Source organism: Marinobacter sp. MIT932201 (assembly GCF_047123295.1).
Taxonomy (GTDB): Bacteria; Pseudomonadota; Gammaproteobacteria; order Pseudomonadales; family Oleiphilaceae; genus Marinobacter; species Marinobacter salsuginis.
The window spans coordinates 1,405,543-1,424,814 of sequence record NZ_CP138917.1 but is presented as its reverse complement, the minus strand read 5'-3'; the positions used below and the strand labels follow the sequence as shown (position 1 = coordinate 1,424,814).

The 19,272-nt window shown below is 59.7% G+C and carries 14 protein-coding genes and 1 pseudogene; 5 read left to right on the top strand and 10 right to left on the bottom strand.

The features are described 5' to 3' along the window. Positions 1-3: 3 nt before the first annotated feature. Both SIC15_RS06540 and SIC15_RS06535 read right to left on the bottom strand, forming a co-directional pair. Positions 4-2,982: pseudogene (locus tag SIC15_RS06540) on the bottom strand (efflux RND transporter permease subunit); the annotation flags it as partial. A gap of 5 nt (positions 2,983-2,987) precedes the next feature. Then, complete coding sequence (locus SIC15_RS06535) at positions 2,988-4,070, bottom strand: efflux RND transporter periplasmic adaptor subunit (RefSeq protein ID WP_412537317.1); 1,083 nt, start codon at positions 4,068-4,070, stop codon at positions 2,988-2,990. A 312-nt stretch (positions 4,071-4,382) separates the two neighbouring features. Between SIC15_RS06535 and ilvG the strand changes: the two genes are divergently transcribed. Then, the gene (gene ilvG, locus SIC15_RS06530) at positions 4,383-6,083 is read left to right on the top strand and encodes an acetolactate synthase 2 catalytic subunit (protein ID WP_412537316.1); all 1,701 of its coding nucleotides are present in this window, start codon (positions 4,383-4,385) and stop codon (positions 6,081-6,083) included. After that, on the top strand, positions 6,080-6,358 hold the full coding sequence (locus SIC15_RS06525; protein ID WP_222466402.1) for an ACT domain-containing protein: 279 nt from the start codon (positions 6,080-6,082) through the stop codon (positions 6,356-6,358). Before ilvG ends, SIC15_RS06525 begins: the two co-directional genes overlap by 4 nt. Before the next feature lie 379 nt (positions 6,359-6,737). Here SIC15_RS06525 and cynS read toward each other — a convergent pair whose 3' ends face one another. The 4 genes from cynS to SIC15_RS06505 are packed head-to-tail and all read right to left on the bottom strand — an operon-like array spanning position 6,738 to position 10,419. After that, on the bottom strand, positions 6,738-7,181 hold the full coding sequence (gene cynS / locus SIC15_RS06520) for a cyanase (protein ID WP_069183900.1): 444 nt from the start codon (positions 7,179-7,181) through the stop codon (positions 6,738-6,740). Between the two features lie 28 nt (positions 7,182-7,209). Continuing rightward, a complete protein-coding gene (locus SIC15_RS06515) occupies positions 7,210-8,112 on the bottom strand; it encodes an ABC transporter ATP-binding protein (protein ID WP_412537315.1) in 903 nt (300 codons plus the stop codon). 55 nt (positions 8,113-8,167) lie between these two features. Next, positions 8,168-8,995 (bottom strand): nitrate ABC transporter permease, encoded by an 828-nt coding sequence (ntrB, locus tag SIC15_RS06510; protein ID WP_069183902.1) that lies wholly within the window; start codon positions 8,993-8,995, stop codon positions 8,168-8,170. 2 nt (positions 8,996-8,997) lie between these two features. Then, a complete protein-coding gene (locus SIC15_RS06505; protein WP_412537314.1) occupies positions 8,998-10,419 on the bottom strand; it encodes an ABC transporter substrate-binding protein in 1,422 nt (473 codons plus the stop codon). A 313-nt stretch (positions 10,420-10,732) separates the two neighbouring features. Between SIC15_RS06505 and SIC15_RS06500 the strand changes: the two genes are divergently transcribed. Further along, positions 10,733-12,646 carry a sigma 54-interacting transcriptional regulator gene (locus SIC15_RS06500; protein WP_412537313.1) on the top strand — a complete coding sequence of 638 codons (1,914 nt, stop codon included), beginning with the start codon at positions 10,733-10,735 and terminating at the stop codon, positions 12,644-12,646. On the opposite strand, the gene SIC15_RS06495 is transcribed toward SIC15_RS06500, so the two are convergent. From SIC15_RS06495 to SIC15_RS06480, 4 genes are all read right to left on the bottom strand, one after another. Beyond that, a complete protein-coding gene (locus tag SIC15_RS06495; protein WP_412537312.1) occupies positions 12,633-13,970 on the bottom strand; it encodes a sodium-dependent transporter in 1,338 nt (445 codons plus the stop codon). The two genes, SIC15_RS06500 and SIC15_RS06495, sit on opposite strands and share 14 nt — an antisense overlap. 171 nt (positions 13,971-14,141) lie before the next feature. Then, the gene (locus SIC15_RS06490; protein ID WP_412537311.1) at positions 14,142-15,323 is read right to left on the bottom strand and encodes an acetyl-CoA C-acyltransferase; all 1,182 of its coding nucleotides are present in this window, start codon (positions 15,321-15,323) and stop codon (positions 14,142-14,144) included. 183 nt (positions 15,324-15,506) lie between these two features. Continuing rightward, positions 15,507-16,658 carry an acyl-CoA dehydrogenase family protein gene (locus SIC15_RS06485; protein ID WP_014576486.1) on the bottom strand — a complete coding sequence of 384 codons (1,152 nt, stop codon included), beginning with the start codon at positions 16,656-16,658 and terminating at the stop codon, positions 15,507-15,509. 24 nt (positions 16,659-16,682) lie between these two features. Next, on the bottom strand, positions 16,683-17,444 hold the full coding sequence (locus SIC15_RS06480) for a 3-hydroxyacyl-CoA dehydrogenase (protein WP_209398392.1): 762 nt from the start codon (positions 17,442-17,444) through the stop codon (positions 16,683-16,685). Positions 17,445-17,548: 104 nt separating this feature from the next. Between SIC15_RS06480 and SIC15_RS06475 the strand changes: the two genes are divergently transcribed. Then, positions 17,549-17,992 (top strand): MerR family transcriptional regulator, encoded by a 444-nt coding sequence (locus SIC15_RS06475; protein ID WP_069183908.1) that lies wholly within the window; start codon positions 17,549-17,551, stop codon positions 17,990-17,992. 29 nt (positions 17,993-18,021) lie between these two features. Beyond that, positions 18,022-19,191 (top strand): isovaleryl-CoA dehydrogenase, encoded by a 1,170-nt coding sequence (locus tag SIC15_RS06470; RefSeq protein WP_069183909.1) that lies wholly within the window; start codon positions 18,022-18,024, stop codon positions 19,189-19,191. The last annotated feature ends 81 nt before the right edge of the window (positions 19,192-19,272 follow it).

Genomic DNA, 19,272 nt, shown 5'->3' with positions numbered 1-19,272 from the left:
AAATGCCAGCCCCCCGGCAATGGCACTGGAAAGCTGGGTCCACCACTGGGTCGAAGGCGCGCCCAGACCGAGGGACGGCGTAATCAAATCCACGTTGACGCCCAGAACCATGGGCATAAGCCCCAGCACGGTGGTGATCGCGGTAAGCAGAACCGGCCGCAGACGCAGGCAACCGGTTTCCAGTGCGGCCTCACAGGCCTCCATGCCGTCCTTGCGCATCTGGTTGTAGGTATCGATCAGAATGATGTTGTTGTTTACCACGATACCCGCCAGTGCAATCGTGCCCATTCCCACCATCACAATGCCAAACGACTGGCCCGTGAACAGCAGGCCCAACAGCACGCCCGCCGTCGACAGTACGATCGCCGACAGAATCAGGAAGGTCTGGTACATCGAATTGAACTGGGTCACCAGTATCAGCAGCATCAACCCGATAGCCACCAGGAAGGCGGTCGCCAGGAAGTTGGAGGCCTGTTGCTGATCCTCGTTCTCGCCGGCAAACTTCACCGAAACACCCTCGGGTGGTTCTGGCATCTCCGCCTGCAGGGCCCGCAGCAGCTCGTCCACACGACGGCCCGGTGCCAGATCGGATTTGATCGTCACGGTCCGCTGGCCATCCACCCGGACAATACTGTTGGTCTTGTCACCCGGGCGAAGATCCACGAATTCTGAAAGCGGCACCTGGCCCCGTGAGGTATGGATGGTCTGGCGTTGCAGGTGGTCCAGTTCCCGCCAGTTGTTGGGCACGCGCACCACAATGTCCACTTCGTCCCGCACGTCTTCCGGGCGATAGGTCGCCAGTTTCAATCCGTTGGTAACCAGGCGCACGGCACTTCCGATACCCAGGACATCGGTGCCAAACCGGGCAGCGGCTTCCCGGTCTACCTGCAGCCGCCACTCGATACCGGGCAGGCTCCGGTCGTCTTCAATATCCACGAAGCCACCGAGTTCGCGCATTCGATCTTTGATTTCGTCCACGTAGCCATTGAGGCTGTTCGCCTCCCGGCTGCTCACCTGAAGCTCTATCGGCTTGCCTTCTGCAGGACCACCCTCCTGCTTGCGGAATTCCAGTTCAATGCCAGGAATATCGGAGGTCAATTCCCGGAAGTCCTCGAGAATCTCACTGGCCGGTCGCCGGGTGAACCAGTCAGTAAACTGGAACTGCAGAACGCCGATAACATCCGGCGCCAACTGTGAGCTGGTCTGGACCATCGAGCGAGCGTAAAGGGCCTTCACCTCGGGCATACCACGCAGTCGCTGCTCCACTTCCCGCACAATGGCATCCCGTTCCCACACCGAGAGATCGCCTCGCGCCCTCACCTGCACCTGGGCGGAATCCGGCTCCACACTGGGGAAGAACTCCACCCCGTGGTTGAAGCGGGCGTATGCGGCATAGATCACGGCGATCACACAGAGCACACCGATCAACGTCAGCCCCGGTGACTTGAGCAGCAGTGCCAGTACCTGCCGATAACCCTGCATCAGTCGACCCTGTGAGTTTCCCTGGCGCGCGCGCCGGCCGCCACTGGTGCTACCCAGCACGGGCAGGAACACCAGCGCCATGGCCAGGGAAGCGATCAGGCAGATGATCACCGTCAGCGGCAGGAATTTCATGAACTCCCCCACCACGCCCGGCCAGAACAGCAACGGTACAAACACGGCCAAAGTGGTTGCGGTCGACGCAATGATGGGCCAGGCCATGCGGCTGGCCGCCTCGGCCCAGGCGTGCTTGACCGTCTGCCCTTCCGAGAGGTTCCGATCCGCCAGCTCGGACACCACAATGGCGCCATCCACCAGCATGCCCGCTACCAGGATCAGGCTGAACAGCACCACAATGTTGAGCGTGAGCCCCATACTCCAGATCACCAGGATACCCGTGAGGAACGCGCCCGGGATGGTCAGCCCCACCATCACCGCTGAACGGGGCCCCATGGCGGCAATCACCACGATCAGGACCAGCACAATGGCGGTGAGTACGTTATTCAGCAGGTCACTGAGGATATCCCGCACTTCCTCGGACTGATCCATGATGTAGCGAATTTCCAGCGAATCCGGCAACTGCGGTTTGGCCTCTTCGATCAACTGACGGACCTGGGCAATGGTCTCGATGATGTTGGCACCGGAGCGTTTGGACACTTCCAGCACCAGCGCCGGCTCGCCGTTGATACGGGCAAAGCCGGTGGGGTCCTTGAAGGTGCGCTGTAGCATGGCGACATCGCCAAAGGTGACTACCGTATCGCCGTCCACCTTGACCGGCATGGACATAACATCCTCAATGGTCTCGATCACTCCTGGCACCTTCAGCGCCATGCGGCCATTTCCGGTATCCAGAGAGCCTGCAGCGACCAGCTGGTTGTTGCGCGTTACCAGGGAAGCCAGTTGATCGAAGTCGATTCCGTAGCTCTCCAGCACCTGGGGATCGACCACAATTTCCAACAGGTCCTCGCGATCACCACCAATCTCCACTTCGAGCACTTCCGGAATGGACTCGATGGCATCCTGGAACCGGCGGGCAATGGTGATCAGCTCGCGCTCCGACAACGGGCCGGAGAGACCCACGGACAGGACCGGAAACAGGGACACGTTGATCTCGTTCACCCTGGGCTCATCCGCTTCCTGGGGCAGTTTGGTACGGGCGGTATCCACCTTCTCCCGCACATCCTGCAACGCCTTGTCCGGATCAAACCCGGCATCGAACTCCAGCATGACCGACGCATGGCCCTCCGAGGCCGTTCCCCGCATTTCCTTGATACCCTCCAGAGAACGCAGCTCCTGCTCCATCGGGCGCACCAACAGACGCTCGGCATCCTCCGGGCTGATACCGTCCAGGGTCATGGACACATAGATCATCGGAATGGTGACGTCGGGGTTGGCTTCCTTGGGAATGGTCTGGAACGCGGCGATACCGCCCAGAATCAGGAACAGCAGCGTGAGCAGGGTGGTCCGGCTGCGGTCAATGGCGGCGAAGATCAGGCTGCGCATCTGCCCTACCCCCTGTTTTCGGCGGCATCAACGGGCACCACCTGCTCGCCGATGCTGACAAATCCGCCACCGCGGGTAATCAGCCGGATCTCATCCGGCAAACCGGTAACCCAGGCGCCTTCGGTGGACACGCTCAACAGCTTCACTTCACCGAACTCCACGCGATTCTCGCCGTTCACGTACTTCACACCGGGGCGACCATCGTCACCGAGGGACAGGTAAGCAGGCGAGATAAACATGGCCTTCACCTCCGGCAACGCCACCCGCAGGCTGGCACTGCCACCCGCAACCCGCTTGCGATCCGGATTCTCAACGGCGATTTCAACGGCAAAACTCCGGGTTTCCGGGGAGGCGGCGCTGGCGACAAAGGTCACAACGCCAGAAAGACGACTGCCATCCAGCAAATCCACACGAACCGCCTGGCCGGGCGCCACATCACCCACTGATTGCTGGGGGATCCGCGCGGTGGCCTTCAGTCTATCCACCCGCACCAGCCCAAACAGTGGTGACCCCACCTGCACCAGATCGCCTATATCCACCGATTTGCTGTTGATCGTGCCGTCAAATGGTGCCTTGGGGGTGAGGTGACTGACCGCCTGACGGGCACTGGTCAGTTCCGCTTCCGCCCCCGCAAGCTCACTTTCCAGACTCAGGATCTGCGACTCCGAAGCAAGGTTGTTGGCACGCAGCCTGCGGGCGGCCAGAAGGTCCGCTTCAAGCTCCCGAACCCGCGACTGCCAGCGCGAAACCGCAGCACTTCGGCCCTCATCCGATATCCTCAGCAGCGTCTGCCCCTGCCGAACCTGCTCACCCAGACCCACCGCCAGGGATTCCACCCGGCCGGGCACCTGGGCACTCAGCGTGACCGAATTCCAGGGCTCCAACTGGCCCTGCAGCATCAGCCCCGGCTCATGAAGCCGAGCCGCCAGGGTTTCCACCTGAACCGTCGTGAGCTGACCATCGCCGCTATCCTGACGTTCCGGAGCCTCGTCACTGGCGACCTTCACCTCACCGGTCGCCATCCAGACCACCAACGCGATTACGATCAGAAGTGACAGTCCGAGAGAACCCCATTTTGCTTTCGTCATTGAATGCTCACTGTTCCTGATTCGAAGGGTGACAGAAAAAACCGGCAATTAACGGTTGCATCCGTCTGAAAACGTGGGGTAGATTCTACACAGAATCTTTTTACGAATTCAGAGCAGACTGTCGATTTTATGAATCTCAACGCAGTGATTGTCCTTGTGAAGCTCGTCCTGGTGGTCGTGGTACCGTCCGGGGGCTTCTGCGTGGACAAGCGGGTGAGATAGCGACAAACCTGACAAAACACCAGAAACCCCCGGCACCGAAAGGTCCCGGGGGTTTCTTTTTTTACGGCAAAAGAAAAGGGAAAAACGACCATGAACGGCGCACAGCACATTCTTGAAGCGTTCCACCGCCACAACATCAGCACGGTATTCGGCTATCCGGGCGGCTGCATCATGCCGCTATACGACGCGCTGGTGGACGATGTGGGCGTGGAACACGTGCTGTGCCGCCACGAACAGGGCTGTGCCCTGGCGGCCGATGGCTACGCCCGGGCCAGCGGCAAGCTGGGCGTCTGCATTGCCACCTCTGGCCCCGGTGCCACCAACCTGATCACCGGCGTTGCCAACGCCCACCGGGATTCCATTCCCATGCTGGTCATCACCGGCCAGGTGCCGTCCGGCCTGATCGGCACCGACGCCTTCCAGGAAACCGACGTACTGGGCATGACCCTGGGCATCGTAAAACACAGCTACCTGATCGACGATGCCGACAGCCTGCCCGCCATCATGGAAGAGGCGATCGAGCTGGCCCAGAGCGGCCGCCCCGGACCGGTCTGGATTGATATCCCCAAGGACCTGTTGCTGAGCAACGTTGCCGATGCCCCCTTCCCCCAGGCCCAGTCCTGTGAGCCAACTTCGCCAGACCTGAAGGAAGCCCTGGCGATGTTGCGGGCCGCTCATAAGCCCCTGCTCTACAGTGGTGGCGGTATCAGCCTGGCCCATGCGGAGGAGACCTTCCGGGCCTTTGCCGAATCCTCAGCCCTGCCGGCGGTTGTCACGCTGAAAGGCATTGGCAACCCCGGCAAACACAACCCCTACAACCTCGGCATGCTGGGCATGCATGGCTCCCGGGCCGCCAACAAGGCCGTCGACGAGTGCGACCTGCTGCTGGTCATCGGTGCCCGCCTGGACGACCGCGCCACTGGTAAACTCGACGGCTTTGCCCCCAACGCCAAATTGATCCACATCGACGCCGACGCCGCCGAGATCAACAAACTTCGCGACGCCGATCTGGCCATCCGGGGCGACCTGAACGAAATCCTGACGTCACTGACGGAGGCATTGCAGGCAGAGCCACTGGCCACCAAGGAGTGGCGAAAACAGTGCCGCACCTGGTACACCACCGGTGGCTTCCACGCGGCTGACAACGAAGAGCCCCTGGCCCCAATTACTGGCCCAGCGTTTATCCGCCAACTCTCCCGGATTGCCCCGGACGACACCGTGATCGCCTGCGATGTTGGCCAACACCAGATGTGGGTGGCCCAGCACTACGATTTCGATCACCCACGCCACCACCTCACCAGCGGCGGCCTGGGCACCATGGGCTTCGGCCTGCCCGCGGCCATCGGCGCGCAGTTTGCCGACCGCAACAGCACGGTGATCAACGTGACCGGCGACGGCTCGTTCATGATGAACGCCCAGGAACTGGCCACCATCCGCCGCTACAACCTGCCGGTAAAACTGATCGTGATGGACAACCAGTGCCTTGGCATGGTCCGCCAGCAGCAGGAGCTGTTCTACAACAACCGGGAAAGCCAGATAAACCTGGACGACAATCCTGACTTCGTCGCCATGGCCCGGGCCTTCGACATCCCGGCCCTGCACATCGAACGCACCGACCAGATCCGCCGCGGCATCGAAACCATCCTGGCCTACAACGGCCCGATGCTGCTGCACGTAGCCATCAGCCGGGAAGAAAACGTCTGGCCCATCGTCAAACCCGGCGCCAGCAACACCGACATGATCGACGAAACCGCCCGAACCGCCAAAGCCAGCAAGGAGCAAGTTGCATGAACCCGCAAAGCAAGCCATCAACGCCCAGGTACACCATCAACTGCCGAATGACCCAAGAAGCCGCCGCCCTGGAGCGGCTCTGCCAGGTGGTCCGCATCCGCGGGTTCCGGATCGCCACCATGGCCGTAGAAACCGCCGGCGAGCATCTGGATATCGCGCTCACTCTGGAAGGCACGCGGCCGATTGCCATGTTGCAGTCGCAACTGGAGAAGCTGCATACAGTTGCTGAGGTTGCCCTGGCGGCTGGGTCTGTGTCCCGGTCTCGATCGGCGTAAGCTTTCGAGGTTGTCTTCGTTCACCTGAGGTTTGGGAGTCTCGTCGCTCTGCAGCCTTAGGTTTGAGGGGCAGGTACGGGGGTGGGGGTATCTTTTCTTCGGGGAAAAGCAACTCGCTGCGCTCAGACATCTTTTCCCTGTCAGAAAAGATACCCCCACCCCCTACCGACGGGCAGCAACGATATTTCTGAAGGGAAAAGAAAATAAAACGTCTTTGAACCGGTGAACCCGTGTTCCACGTCGGCGCGGGGTGACAGGTGGATTTTTCGCCGGAAAAAGATGTCTGAGCGAAGCGAGTTGCTTTTTCCAAGAGAAATCCACCTGCCACCCCGCAAGCCCGCCCCTCAACCAACAGGCTACAGAGGCAGGCACATACGAATTACCAGGCCTTATAAGGCAGGAACTTCCCGTTCATGGTAACCACCACACGGTCGCCCTTCGGATTCTCCTCCTTCTCGATGTCCATGGTGAAATCGATGGCACTCATGATACCGTCACCGAACTTCTCGTGGATGAGTTCCTTCATGGTGTCTCCGTAAACGCCCACCACTTCATACAGACGGTAGATCAGCGGATCCTGGGGCACGGCACCATCCCAGGCTTTTTTCGGGCACACCTGCAGAGCTTCGGCCACCGGCTTTTCCAGGCCCAGGGTTTCGCACAGGGCAAAGGCCTTGTCTTCGCTGAGGCTGTTCATGCCCAGGGCGGCCGAGGTGGTGAACACCGGGGACATGCCGATGGCTTCGGCGATGGCTTCCCAGGTCATGCCCTTGGACACTTTGGCTTCCAGGATTTTTGCGGTCATCAGTTCTTTGTTCATCATGGCTGTTTTCCTCTCTTGGGTTGTAACGTCAGGCATTCACCGCGCGGGCGGTGGTTTCGGATTCGGTTTTGGACACCTCGGGCGTTGATTGGCTAACGCCCTTGGCAGGCTCGGCAACTTTCGGGCTGCCGTCTTTTTCCGGCAGGGCCGAGCCGCTGCGGTTGACCAGGAAGTCCACCAGGTAGTCCCGGGTTTTGTGGTAGGCCGGGTTCTGGAAGATGGTGGCCCGGGCCCGTGGGTGTGGGATATCCACTTTCACGCTTTCGGCGATGCGGGCGTTGGGCCCGTTGGACATCAGGAAGATGCGGTCGGAAAGCAGTATGGCTTCGTCCACGTCATGGGTGATCATGAACACGGTCTGGCGGGTTTCTTCCCAGATTTTCACCAGTTCGTCCTGGATCACGCCACGGGTGAGCGCATCCAGCGCGCCGAAAGGCTCGTCCAGCAGCAGGAGTTCAGGCTGCGTAGCGAAGGCCCGGGCGATGCTCACCCGCTGGCGCATGCCGCCGGAAAACTGGGACGGCTTGCGGTTCAGGGCGTGGTCCAGGCCCACCATTTTCAGGTAGCGCTCGCTATGTTCCTTCACTTTCTCTTTTGACCACTCAGGCCAACGGGCTTTCACCGCGAACACGATGTTATTCAGGGTAGTTTTCCAGGGCAGCAGACTGTAGTTCTGGAACACCACGCCGCGCTCAAGGCCGGGGCCTTTGATTTCCTTGCCGTTCATCACCACATTGCCGGCACTGGCTTCGTCCAGGCCTGCCAGCACATTCAGGATGGTGGATTTGCCGCAGCCAGAGTGGCCGATGATGCAAACAAACTCACCTTTCTCCAGGGCAAAGCGGATATCCTCGAAGACGGTCAACTCACCGCCCTGGCCGTCCGGGTACACCTTGGACAGGCCATCTACTTCCAGGAATGATTTACTCATAACAGGTCTCCATTCGGAGGGTTGAGGCCGGCACCGGAAGCCGGTGCCGGACCGCTCATTCTTTGTATTCCACCAGTTTCTGGGCCTTGCCCAGGGCCAGGTCGAGCAGCATGCCCACCACCCCGATCATCAGGATGGAGAAGATCACACTCGCTAGATCCAGGTTGTTCCATTCGTTCCACACGTAGTAGCCAATTCCAGTGCCGCCAACGAGCATTTCCGCGGCGACAATGACCAGCCAGGCGATGCCGATGGAGATGCGCATGCCGGTCAGGATCGTGGGAGCGGCGGCCGGCAGAATGACCGTAAGCGCGGTCTTGATCGGGCTGAGCTCGTGGGTACGGGCCACGTTCACCCAGTCCTGCCGTACGTTGGCCACACCGAAGGCCGTGTTCAGCAGCATCGGCCAGATCGAGCAGATAAAGATCACGAAGATCGCCGAGGCGTCGGAGTCCTGGATAATGAACAGAGCCAGGGGCATCCAGGCCAGCGGAGAGATAGGTCGCAGCACCTGAATGTAAGGGTTCAGTGCCTTGTACATCAGCGGCGACATACCGATCAGGAAGCCGATAGGCAGTGCAATGGCCATGGCCGCCAGATACCCGGTCAGTACCCGGTATACCGAGTAGGCCAACTGGATACCGATACCCTTGTCGTTGGCGCCGGCGTCATAGAACGGGTTGGACAGCTCTGCCCAGGCCAGCTTGATCACCGCCGAGGGTGGCGGCACACGGGATTCCTGATCCGCGCCACCCATCAGCATTTCGTATTCGGTCATTCCGGTCTGGGCCTCCGGGGGCTGGGTTGCCATCTCCCAGAGCCCCAGGGCCAGAATCAGGAACGACACCGACAGCAGTGCTGCCCGGACGTTCAGGGAAGCCATGATTACACCCTCCCGATCGCAAAGCTGCGGGTGTACTCTTCGGCGCTATCCGGGTCGAAGGTTTTACCCATGATGGTGTGGGTCTTGTAGGTTTTATCCGGCGCGGAGTAACCCATTTCTTCCATCAGCTTTCCGGTCTCGCTGGCCAGATACACCTGCTCGGCGATGGCCTTGTAGTCCACATCACCCTCGATATACCCCCAGCGCTTCATCTGGGTGAGAATCCAGACGCCCATGGAGTGCCATGGGAACGGGTCAAAATCGATCCGGTCCGGAACGTCTTTTACCTCGCCAAGACCATCCGCGTAGTAACCGGTCAGCACCTGCTGGATCACTGGCACCGGCTGGTTCAGGTAGTTCTTGGGCGCAATGGCTTCGGAGATTTCCTTGCGGTTATCCGGATTGTTGGAGTACTGGGTCGCGTCGATGATGGCTCGAAGCAGAGCGCCATAGGTGTTCGGGTTCTCGGTGGCGAACTTCTGGCTGCAGGCAAAAGCGCAGCACGGGTGGCCTTCCCAGATGTCCTTGGTCAGCATGTGGATAAAGCCCACTTTCTCCCAAACCGCACGCTGGTTGAACGGGTCCGGGGAGAGGTAACCGTCGAGGTTACCGGCGCGCAGGTTAGCAACCATTTCAGGTGGCGGTACCACACGGATTTGCACGTCTTTGTCCGGGTCGACGCCATTCTCGGCCAGGTAGTAGCGCAACAGGAAGTTGTGCATGGAGTACTCGAACGGCACCCCGAACTTGAAGCCCTTCCACTGCTTGGGATCGCGCTTGTCCTTGTGGTCCACGTGCAGAACGATCGCCTGGCCGTTGATGTTTTCAACCGCCGGCATGATATATGGCTCCGGTGTGGAGCCGGCGCCCATGGTCATCGCCAGGGGCATCGGAGTCAGCATGTGGGAAGCGTCGTATTCGCCCGCCAGTGACTTGTCGCGAGCCACGGCCCAGCCGGCGGTTTTGGTCACGGTGACATCCAGGCCGTAGCGCTCATAGAAACCCATGGGGTGAGCCATAATGATTGGCGTGGCGCAGGTAATGGGTACAAAGCCGACATTCAGCTTGGTTTTCTCGAGCTTGCCAAGGGATTCCTTTACGGCCGCCTTGGCCTTTTCCATAGGGAACACACTGCCCAGAACCGCCGCTGCGGTGCCCGCTCCCATCATCTTCATGAAGCTGCGGCGACTGTGCTCATTGTGACCAAACACTGAGCGCACGACGGCGCCTTCAATGGCACGGTCCATCATCGCTTCCGAGTCCAGACGCTCGTCCGCCACTGCCTGCTGGCCGGCAGAAGGCTTGAGATCAAGGGAAATAGACGTGGCGCTGTCACCCGGCTTGCACTCAGGGCAGCCGCAGGTCTTCGCGTGAATCAGGGATTTGTCACCATCAAAAGGATTTCCGAGGCTTTTCGTGGTCATGGGGCACTCTCCTGCGTTTAGCGTGGTTTACTGGTTATTTCTGCACTCTTGTGGTGCAACAAAGATGCGGCTCGGGCCCGACGGTCGAAACAGGGGCAGGCCGGCTGCGCGTTCTGAAGGAGGTATCGCAGGGTTTGTGCCAAGTGCAGAAATTTTTTTAACCCTTTGTTTTTAAATGCCCAATATTCAGAAGCCAGCAAACAATCGAGCTACGATATTTCGTAATTAACGACTTTTCGTAGCGTCGACTGCGAATATTCGTAGTTGGCACGGGGATTGATTCTTCTCCGACAGACTGACTCGGGAAGCCGCCATGAATAACGAAGCAATCATCAGCTCTGAAATAACCTGGAACTGGATCGATCATCTCCCGGAAGCGGCCCTGCTGGTGGACGCTGCGCGGGATCTGATTCTGTCAGCCAACAGCGCCATGGGCCGGATGATCGGCACGGACCGTCAATCGCTGACGGGGACACCCTGCACCCATCTGTTCACAGACCAGCGCCCACAACTGATCGCCTTTACCGAAGAGACTCTGTTTCGCAGTCATGGCTGGAGCCGCGATTTCTTCCTGCAGCATCGGGACGGCCACACTGTGGAACTCGAAATCTCCTCGTCCCGGGTCGGCGAGGCGGAATCCCAGAACATACTTCTTTTACTTCGAGACCGGCGCCAATTACGCACCCTCCGGGAACGCCACGATGCCAACCACTACCACCGGGGCGGCCTGCTCGAGTGGCGACGGGTGGAGGAGCTGTTCAAGGACATGGAGAGAGAAAACCAGTTGATCCTGCATGCCGTCGGGGAAGGCATCTACGGGGTGGATGCCGAGGGTCGAGGCACCTTCGCGAACCCCGCAGCAGAGCGCATGCTGGGTTGGCGAATTGACGAACTGATGGGTCGGGTCCTGCACCGCGTGGTGCATCATTCCCACGCGGACGGCAGCCTGTACCCACTGAAGGACTGCCCCATATACGCGGCCTTCCGCGATGCCAGCGTGAAGCGCGTTGGCGAGGACTGGTTTTGGCGTAAGGATGGCAGTGGCTTTCCGGTGGAATACACCAGCACACCCATTCTCGACAACGGCCATCCGGTGGGTGCTGTGGTGGTGTTCCGGGATATCTCCGCCCGCCAGAAAGCCCAGAACGAATTGCACAAGGCACTGGAAGAGGTGGAGACCCTCAAGCGCCGCCTGGAAATGGAAAACGCCTATTTGCAGGAAGAATTGAGCGCCGAGTACCACTTCCACGAGATCTTCGGCCAGAGCGACGCCATCAAGGCCATCGTGCGTCGGATTGGCATGGTGGCGCCCACCGATGCCAACGTACTGATCACCGGTGAATCTGGCACGGGCAAAGAACTGATCGCCCGGGCCATTCACCAGTCCAGCAGCCGGCGGGATCGCCCCCTGATCCGGGTGAACTGTGCAGCCATCCCCAAGGATCTGTTCGAGAGCGAATTTTTCGGCCACATCAAAGGAGCCTTCACCGGCGCAGTGAGTGATCGCGTCGGCCGGTTCGAACTGGCCGACGGCGGCACCCTGTTCCTGGATGAAGTGGGCGAAATCCCGTTGGAGCTGCAGGGCAAACTGCTCCGCGTGCTTCAGGATCAGCAATTCGAGCGGGTGGGGGAAAACCGCACCCGGGCCGTGGACGTGCGCGTTATCGCCGCCACCAACCGCGACCTGAAAGCCGAAGTGCAGCAGAAAACCTTCCGGGAGGATCTGTATTTCCGTCTGAACGTGTTTCCCATCGAGTCCGTTCCCTTGCGCCGTCGTCTGGAAGACATCCCCATCCTGGCCCAGGAGTTTCTGAACCGGGCCTGCCAGAAGTTCAACCGCCCCACTCTGGCGCTGCGAGAGAGGGATGTGGAAACCCTGAAGGCCTATCATTGGCCGGGCAATGTGCGGGAGCTGGAAAACGTGATCGAGCGCCAGGTGATCACCGCCGACGGCCGCCTGGATCTGGATCTACCCGGGCCGGACTCCACCGCCCGTATAAACACAACAACGCCGCCCGCGAGGCATTACAGCGGCGAATTGATGACGGAACAGGAGTTACGGGAGCTGGAGAAACAGAACCTGACCCGGGCCCTCACCATGAGCAGTGGCCGGGTCTTCGGCGAAGATGGCGCAGCGGCCATGCTGGGGATAAAACCCACCACCCTGACCTCGCGCCTGAAAAAACTGAAGATCGAACCCCGCGAATTTCAGGTCAGGCCTGAGTAATGCCCATCTGGTTCAAAGCGTAAGTCACCGCGATCCATAGCAGCATTACCAGCGGCAGATAGCGGCCAACCAGGTACATCCGCCATTCCCACCAACGGCTTTCCGTACCCAGCACAGTCCGGATCTTCTCCGGTGGTATAAACCAGCAGAACATGGCCGCGCCAAGGACCCCTGAGAAGATAATCACATTGCCGCCGGCCACCCGGTCGATCACATCCAGCACCGGCTCCCCGGCAATGTTCCACTCCAGTGGTGTGAAACTCAGCGCCGATGCTGTACCCAGCACCAGCATAACCAGGGTAACCAAACTGACCGCCCGGCCATTGCTCAGCCGGAACTCCTCCGCCACCGCAGCAATCATCACCTTCAAACCGGCCAGACTGGAGCTGAACGCCGCCATAAAGAACAGGCTGAAAAACAGCGTGCCCACCCAGTAGCCACCAACCATGTCCTCGAACACCCGTGGCATGGTCACGAACGCAAGTTGGCTGCCTTCCGTGGGCTCCATGCCAAGGCTGAACACAAACGGAAAGATCATCCAGCCTGCCAACAATGCCACGCTGGTCTCCGTGCCTGCGACAATCAGACAGGCCCTGGGAACATGAGTCTGCCGGGGAATAAAACTGCCGTAGGTCACCAGATAGCCCTGGCCAATCGCCAACGTGTAGAACGCCTGACCGAAGGCGAATGTCCAAAGCTTGCCATCCGCCAGCCGGCTCCAATCCACCTGGAAAAAGAAATCCTTGGTCTGCTCCCAGCCGGGCGTTCGGCTGGCGAAGACCACCAGCCCAATCATCACAATGATCAATACCGGCATCAGGATCTTCGACATCAGCTCAATGGCTGTCACATCCTTGGCCAGGATGATAGCCCCGAGCAAAGTGACGGCGAAGAAATACCAGAGCGAGTTATACCCGGCGGTAAAATCCCCGAACACCCGGAGATCGTCCGTTGCGGCATCCACCGCATACCCCAAGGTCCAGCCGGTAATCACCAGGTAATAGCTGGTAATGGCCATGGTGATCAGAACCACGAACCAGCCATAGACCACGCCAAAGCGGTTCACCTGCCGGTAAGTCTGAACGGTACTGCCCTTGGAGAGCCGACCGGCGGACACTTCCAGAATCATGATGGGCAGAACCACCACAATCAGCGCCAGCAGATAAGCCACCACAAAAGCGCCACCACCGTTCTCCCCCACCATGTAAGGAAACCGCCACAGGTTCCCCAACCCCACGGCAGCTGCCGCCATGGAGGCCACAAACGCGGGCTCGGAACTCCACTGCTTACGGGATTCCTCAATAAACTCGTGGCGCTTTCGCACGGGGTTTCCTTCTCCAATGCCGGGGAATTTCAATGCACTGAAGGCTAGCAAATCATTGAATTGGCCGCATGACTGATATCAAGTCAGGCTTTCTGGGATGGTGAGACTTCTGCCTTGGGGGATGGCCACCCCGCAGCCCGCCCCTAAACAGGCAGGCTCGCAGAGAACCTATCAGATCAACTCGATAGCAACCGCAGTGCCCTCGCCACCACCAATACACAGCGAAGCCACACCACGCTTCAGCCCACGCTGCTTCAGAGCATTGATCAGGGTAACGATGATCCGCGAACCGGAAGAGCCAATCGGGTGCCCCAGGGCACAGGCGCCGCCGTGGACGTTAACCTTGTCAGCCGGGAGTTTCAGCTCGTTCATGGCCGCCAGGGTAACCACCGCGAAAGCTTCGTTGATTTCGAACAGGTCCACGTCGTCGACGCTCCAGCCAGCTTTCTTGAGCACCTTCTCGATAGAGCCGATGGGCGCCAGGGTGAACTCCGCTGGCAGGCGGGCGTGGGTGGCGTGAGCCACGATTCGGGCCTGGGGAACGAGGCCACGGGCGTCGGCTTCGGCGGCGGAGGCCAGAACAAGGGCGGAGGCACCGTCGCTGATGGAGCTGGAGTTGGCCGCAGTCACGGAACCGTCTTTGGCGAAGGCCGGCTTCAGGTGCGGGATTTTCTCCGGCTTGGCATTGCCCGGCTGCTCGTCGGTGTCGACTTCGGTGTCGCCGCCGCGACCGGAAACAGTTACCGGAACAATCTCGTCACGGAACCAGCCGTTTTCAATCGCCGCCAGGGATTTCTGCAGGGAGCCGATGGCAAATTCGTCCATGGCCTGACGGCTGATGTCGTACTTGTCCGCGGTACGCTGGGCAAATACACCCATCAGGCCGCCTTCGTAAGCGTCTTCCAGGCCGTCCAGGAACATGCTGTCCATCACCTGGCCGTGGCCCATGCGCATACCACCACGGGCCTTGGGCAGCAGGTACGGTGCCTGGCTCATGTTTTCCATGCCGCCGGCGATCATGATGTTGTTGGTACCGGCTTTGATCTGGTCGTGAGCCATGATGACGGCCTGCATGCCGGAGCCGCACATCTTGTTGATGGTGGTGCAGCCGGAGCTGTCGGGAATGCCGGAGGCGCGTGAGGCCTGGCGGGCCGGAGCCTGGCCGAGGCCTGCGGGAAGTACACAGCCCATGATGACTTCCTGCACGTCCGCCGGCTGTAGGCCGGAGCGTTCGATGGCGGCCTTGATGGAGATGGCGCCCAGTTCCGGCGAGCGCACGGTGCTGAGGGAGCCCATCATGCCGCCCATCGGGGTTCTTGCTGAGCCTGCGATTACCACATCATTGCTGTTCATTTCGTTGTCCTCCTGATTCTGTGGAGGGCCCGATCAGGGGCAGCCTTTCCGGGACACGCTGTGAATACGTCCATGTACGCTTGACTGCAGCATCCATGCTGCAGACAGTCCCGGAAAGGCTGCCCCTGCTCGGACCCCGAGCATTCGAGTTGCCTTCCGGAAGCCTTGTAGGCTCTTCCTTTTTCAGGCCTTGCCCAGCACAGAGCGGGCAATAATTTCTTTCATGACTTCCGAGGTGCCGCCGTAAATCCGCTGCACCCGTGCGTCGATAAAAGCCCGGGAAATCGGGTATTCGGTGGTGTAACCGTAACCGCCAAACAGCTGCAGGCAGCCATCGGCCACGCGGCACTGCATTTCAGTGGCGCTGTACTTCGCCATGGAGGCGGTTGGCGCGTCCAGTTCGCCCAGGTCGTACTGGTCGATGCACTGGTCCACGAAGGCCTTGTTGACCCGGTAGTCGGTTTCCATGCGAGCGATTTCAAAGCGGGTATTTTGCAGTTGGGCCAGTTTCTGGCCGAACAGTTCCCGCTCCTGGGCGTAGGCGATGGTCAGGTCCAGGGAACCACGGGCGGCGGCTACGCCGAGAGCACCGATCACCAGGCGTTCCCGGGGCAGTTCCTTCATCAGATACACAAAACCCTGCCCTTCTTCGCCAAGAAGCGCGGAGGCCGGGATGCGCATATCGGAGAAGAACAGCTCGGAGGTATCCCCGGAGTGCTGGCCGATCTTGTCGAGGTTGCGACCTTTGCTGAAGCCCGGCAGCGAGGTGTCCACCAGGAACAGGCTGATGCCGCGGGCGCCGGCCTTCGGGTCGGTTTTCGCGGCAACGATCACCATATCGGCGTGCTGGCCGTTAGTGATGAAGGTCTTGGAGCCGTTCAGAATGTACTCGTCGCCATCTTTCACGGCGCTGGTGCGAATCGCTTGCAGGTCGCTGCCGGCACCGGGTTCGGTCATGGCGATGGCACCTACGGCTTCGCCGGAGACCAGTTTCGGCAGCCATTGCTGACGCTGCTCTTCATTGCCCATGTGGCTAAGGTAAGGCGCCACGATGTCGGAATGCACCATCACGTTGGTGGACAGTGCGCCGAATCCCATGCGGGCCAGTTCTTCGCCCACAACGACGGAGAACTGGAAGGGGGCACCAATGCCGCCCCACTCTTCAGGCACATCCACACAAAGCATGCCGGCGTTGCCCAGGGTGTTCCAGAGTTCGCGGGGCACCAGACCGGATTTTTCCCAGGCTTCGTAGTGCGGCGTCACTTCTTTTTCCAGGACCTTGATTACGGAATCCCGGAACATCGCCAGTTCTTCTTTATCAACAGACACGGTCATGTATGTCTCCTGCAATTGAATGCTTCACTTGGGCGCCATGCGGAGCGCGCAGTCCAGGCGAATCACTTCGCCGTTGAGAATCGGGTTGCGCACCATCTGGTCAACCATCATGCCGAACTCTTCCGGCTTGCCGAGACGCTTCGGGAACGGCAGCGTGGCTGCCAGGCTTTCCTGAACTTCCTCGGGCATACCCGCCATCATGGGCGTCATGAACAGGCCAGGTGCAATCGTATTTACACGGATGCCCTCGCGAGCCAGCTCACGGGCTGACTGAAGGGTAAGCGATACCACACCGCCCTTGGAGGCACTGTAGGCCGCCTGGCCAATCTGACCTTCATAAGCCGCCACGGAAGCCGTGTTGATGATTACGCCGCGTTCACCATCGGCATTGGGTTCACGCTGGGCCATATCCGCCGCGGCCAGACGCAGAATGTTAAAGGTACCAATCAGGTTGACCTGAATAACCTTGCTGAAGTTCTCCAGCGGCATCACACCTTCGCGGCCCAGAATCTTGGAAGCCGTGGCAATACCGGCACAGTTCACGGCAATACCGCAGGGACCATGGGCTTCGCGGGCAGCGTTGATCGCCGCTTCGGCGCTGTCGGGGGAGCTCACATCACACTCGAGGAAAATCCCGCCGATGTCCTCGGCCACTTTGCGGCCCTGCTCTTTCTGCAGATCCAGGATTGCCACCTTGCATCCGGAAGCTGCCAACGCGCGGGCTGCACCCTCGCCCAGCCCGGAAGCGCCGCCTGTTACAATGGCCGGTACATTTTTGAAATCCATCGTTCACTCCCCTTTTCGGAATTCTGTTTGTTTAAAATCGGACCAGAAAACTACTTTACGTTTACGTAAACTTTATCTAACCTAAGTCGAAAAAGGAAATCGCAATGGTCGAAAAAAGAACGTTCAGCATCAGCGAGCTCTCACAGGAGTTCGATGTCACAACGCGAAGCATCCGCTTCTATGAGGATCAGGGGCTGCTGAAGCCGCGCCGACGCGGACAGACCCGTATTTTCAGCACCAAGGATCGCGTGCGTCTGAAGTTGATCCTTCGCGGCAAGCGCATGGGCTTCACCCTGGCGGAAACCCGGGAGCTGTTTGACTTGTGGGATGAAACCCTCACCGGTAACGAAAAACAGCTCTTGAAAATGCTGGAGATCCTGGACGGTCGCAAAGCCATGCTGGAACAGCAGAAGAACGACATTGCCCAGGCAGAGATGGAAATAGACACAGCGGAAGCCCGGTGCCGAGAAGCCCTGGCGGAGCTACAAAAGAAAAAGAAACAGCAGGCGCCGGCCAACGACGAGGCCAGGCAGACCGCTGAAAACTAATGATCGACAGAAATCAAAGGTAGCCAACGATGAAATCACAGTACTCAGAGCTCAACTTCGGCCTCGGCGAAACCCTCGATATGCTCCGCGAGCAGGTCAACGGCTTTGCCGCTGCAGAAATCGCGCCACGCGCCGAGGAAATCGATCGTAACAACGAATTCCCCATGGACCTGTGGCGGAAAATGGGCGACATGGGCCTGCTGGGTATCACCGTGAAAGAAGAGTACGGCGGCTCCGACATGGGCTACCTGGCCCACGTGATCGCCATGGAAGAAATCAGCCGTGCTTCCGCCTCCGTTGGCCTCTCCTACGGTGCCCACTCCAACCTGTGTGTGAACCAGATTCACCGCAACGGCACCGAAGAACAGAAACAGAAATACCTGCCAAAACTGGTAAGCGGCGAGCACATCGGCGCCCTGGCCATGTCTGAGCCCAACGCCGGTTCCGACGTTATCTCCATGAAACTGAGCGCCAAAGACGCCGGTGACCACTACGTTCTCAACGGCAACAAAATGTGGATCACCAACGGTCCGGACGCCCACACCTACGTCATCTACGCCAAGACCGACACTCAGGCCGGCTCACGCGGCGTGACCGCCTTCATCGTAGAGCGGGACTACCCGGGCTTCAGCCGCCACCAGAAACTCGACAAGCTCGGCATGCGTGGCTCCAACACCTGCGAACTGGTGTTCGAAGACTGCAAAGTACCCAAGGAAAACGTACTGGGCGGCGAAGGCAACGGCGCACGGGTTCTTATGAGCGGCCTCGACTACGAGCGTCTCGTTCTTTCCGGCGGCCCGCTGGGCATCATGCAGGCTGCCATGGACGTGGTCGTTCCCTACATCCGCGAGCGCAAACAGTTCGGCCAGGCCATCGGCGAATTCGAACTGGTACAGGGCAAAGTTGCCGACATGTACACCTGGATGAACACCGCCAAATCCTACGTCTATATGGTTGCCATGTCCGCCGACCGCGGCGCTGAAACCACCCGGAAAGACGCGGCCGGCGCGATCCTCTACTCCGCCGAAATGGCCACCAAAATCGCCCTGGACGCCATCCAGCTGCTCGGCGGTAACGGCTACATCAACGAATACCCGACAGGCCGCCTGCTGCGCGACGCCAAACTGTATGAGATCGGTGCCGGTACGTCCGAGATTCGTCGGATGCTGATCGGTCGCGAGCTGTACCTGAACAAGTAAGCTGCCGTTACAAGGCGAGGCCGTTCAACCCTGCACCAGGGACGGCCTGCTCCCAAGTTAAAACGAGGGAGTGGCAGGGTG

What these genes read in the sequence shown, in the direction of transcription:
- SIC15_RS06535 (WP_412537317.1), bottom strand. Translation starts at nt 4,070, where the DNA reads ATGACGAAAGCAAAATGGGGTTCTCTCGGACTGTCACTTCTGATCGTA.
- ilvG (WP_412537316.1), top strand. Translation starts at nt 4,383, where the DNA reads ATGAACGGCGCACAGCACATTCTTGAAGCGTTCCACCGCCACAACATC.
- SIC15_RS06525 (WP_222466402.1), top strand. Translation starts at nt 6,080, where the DNA reads ATGAACCCGCAAAGCAAGCCATCAACGCCCAGGTACACCATCAACTGC.
- cynS (WP_069183900.1), bottom strand. Translation starts at nt 7,181, where the DNA reads ATGATGAACAAAGAACTGATGACCGCAAAAATCCTGGAAGCCAAAGTG.
- SIC15_RS06515 (WP_412537315.1), bottom strand. Translation starts at nt 8,112, where the DNA reads ATGAGTAAATCATTCCTGGAAGTAGATGGCCTGTCCAAGGTGTACCCG.
- ntrB (WP_069183902.1), bottom strand. Translation starts at nt 8,995, where the DNA reads ATGGCTTCCCTGAACGTCCGGGCAGCACTGCTGTCGGTGTCGTTCCTG.
- SIC15_RS06505 (WP_412537314.1), bottom strand. Translation starts at nt 10,419, where the DNA reads ATGACCACGAAAAGCCTCGGAAATCCTTTTGATGGTGACAAATCCCTG.
- SIC15_RS06500 (WP_412537313.1), top strand. Translation starts at nt 10,733, where the DNA reads ATGAATAACGAAGCAATCATCAGCTCTGAAATAACCTGGAACTGGATC.
- SIC15_RS06490 (WP_412537311.1), bottom strand. Translation starts at nt 15,323, where the DNA reads ATGAACAGCAATGATGTGGTAATCGCAGGCTCAGCAAGAACCCCGATG.
- SIC15_RS06485 (WP_014576486.1), bottom strand. Translation starts at nt 16,658, where the DNA reads ATGACCGTGTCTGTTGATAAAGAAGAACTGGCGATGTTCCGGGATTCC.
- SIC15_RS06480 (WP_209398392.1), bottom strand. Translation starts at nt 17,444, where the DNA reads ATGGATTTCAAAAATGTACCGGCCATTGTAACAGGCGGCGCTTCCGGG.
- SIC15_RS06475 (WP_069183908.1), top strand. Translation starts at nt 17,549, where the DNA reads ATGGTCGAAAAAAGAACGTTCAGCATCAGCGAGCTCTCACAGGAGTTC.
- SIC15_RS06470 (WP_069183909.1), top strand. Translation starts at nt 18,022, where the DNA reads ATGAAATCACAGTACTCAGAGCTCAACTTCGGCCTCGGCGAAACCCTC.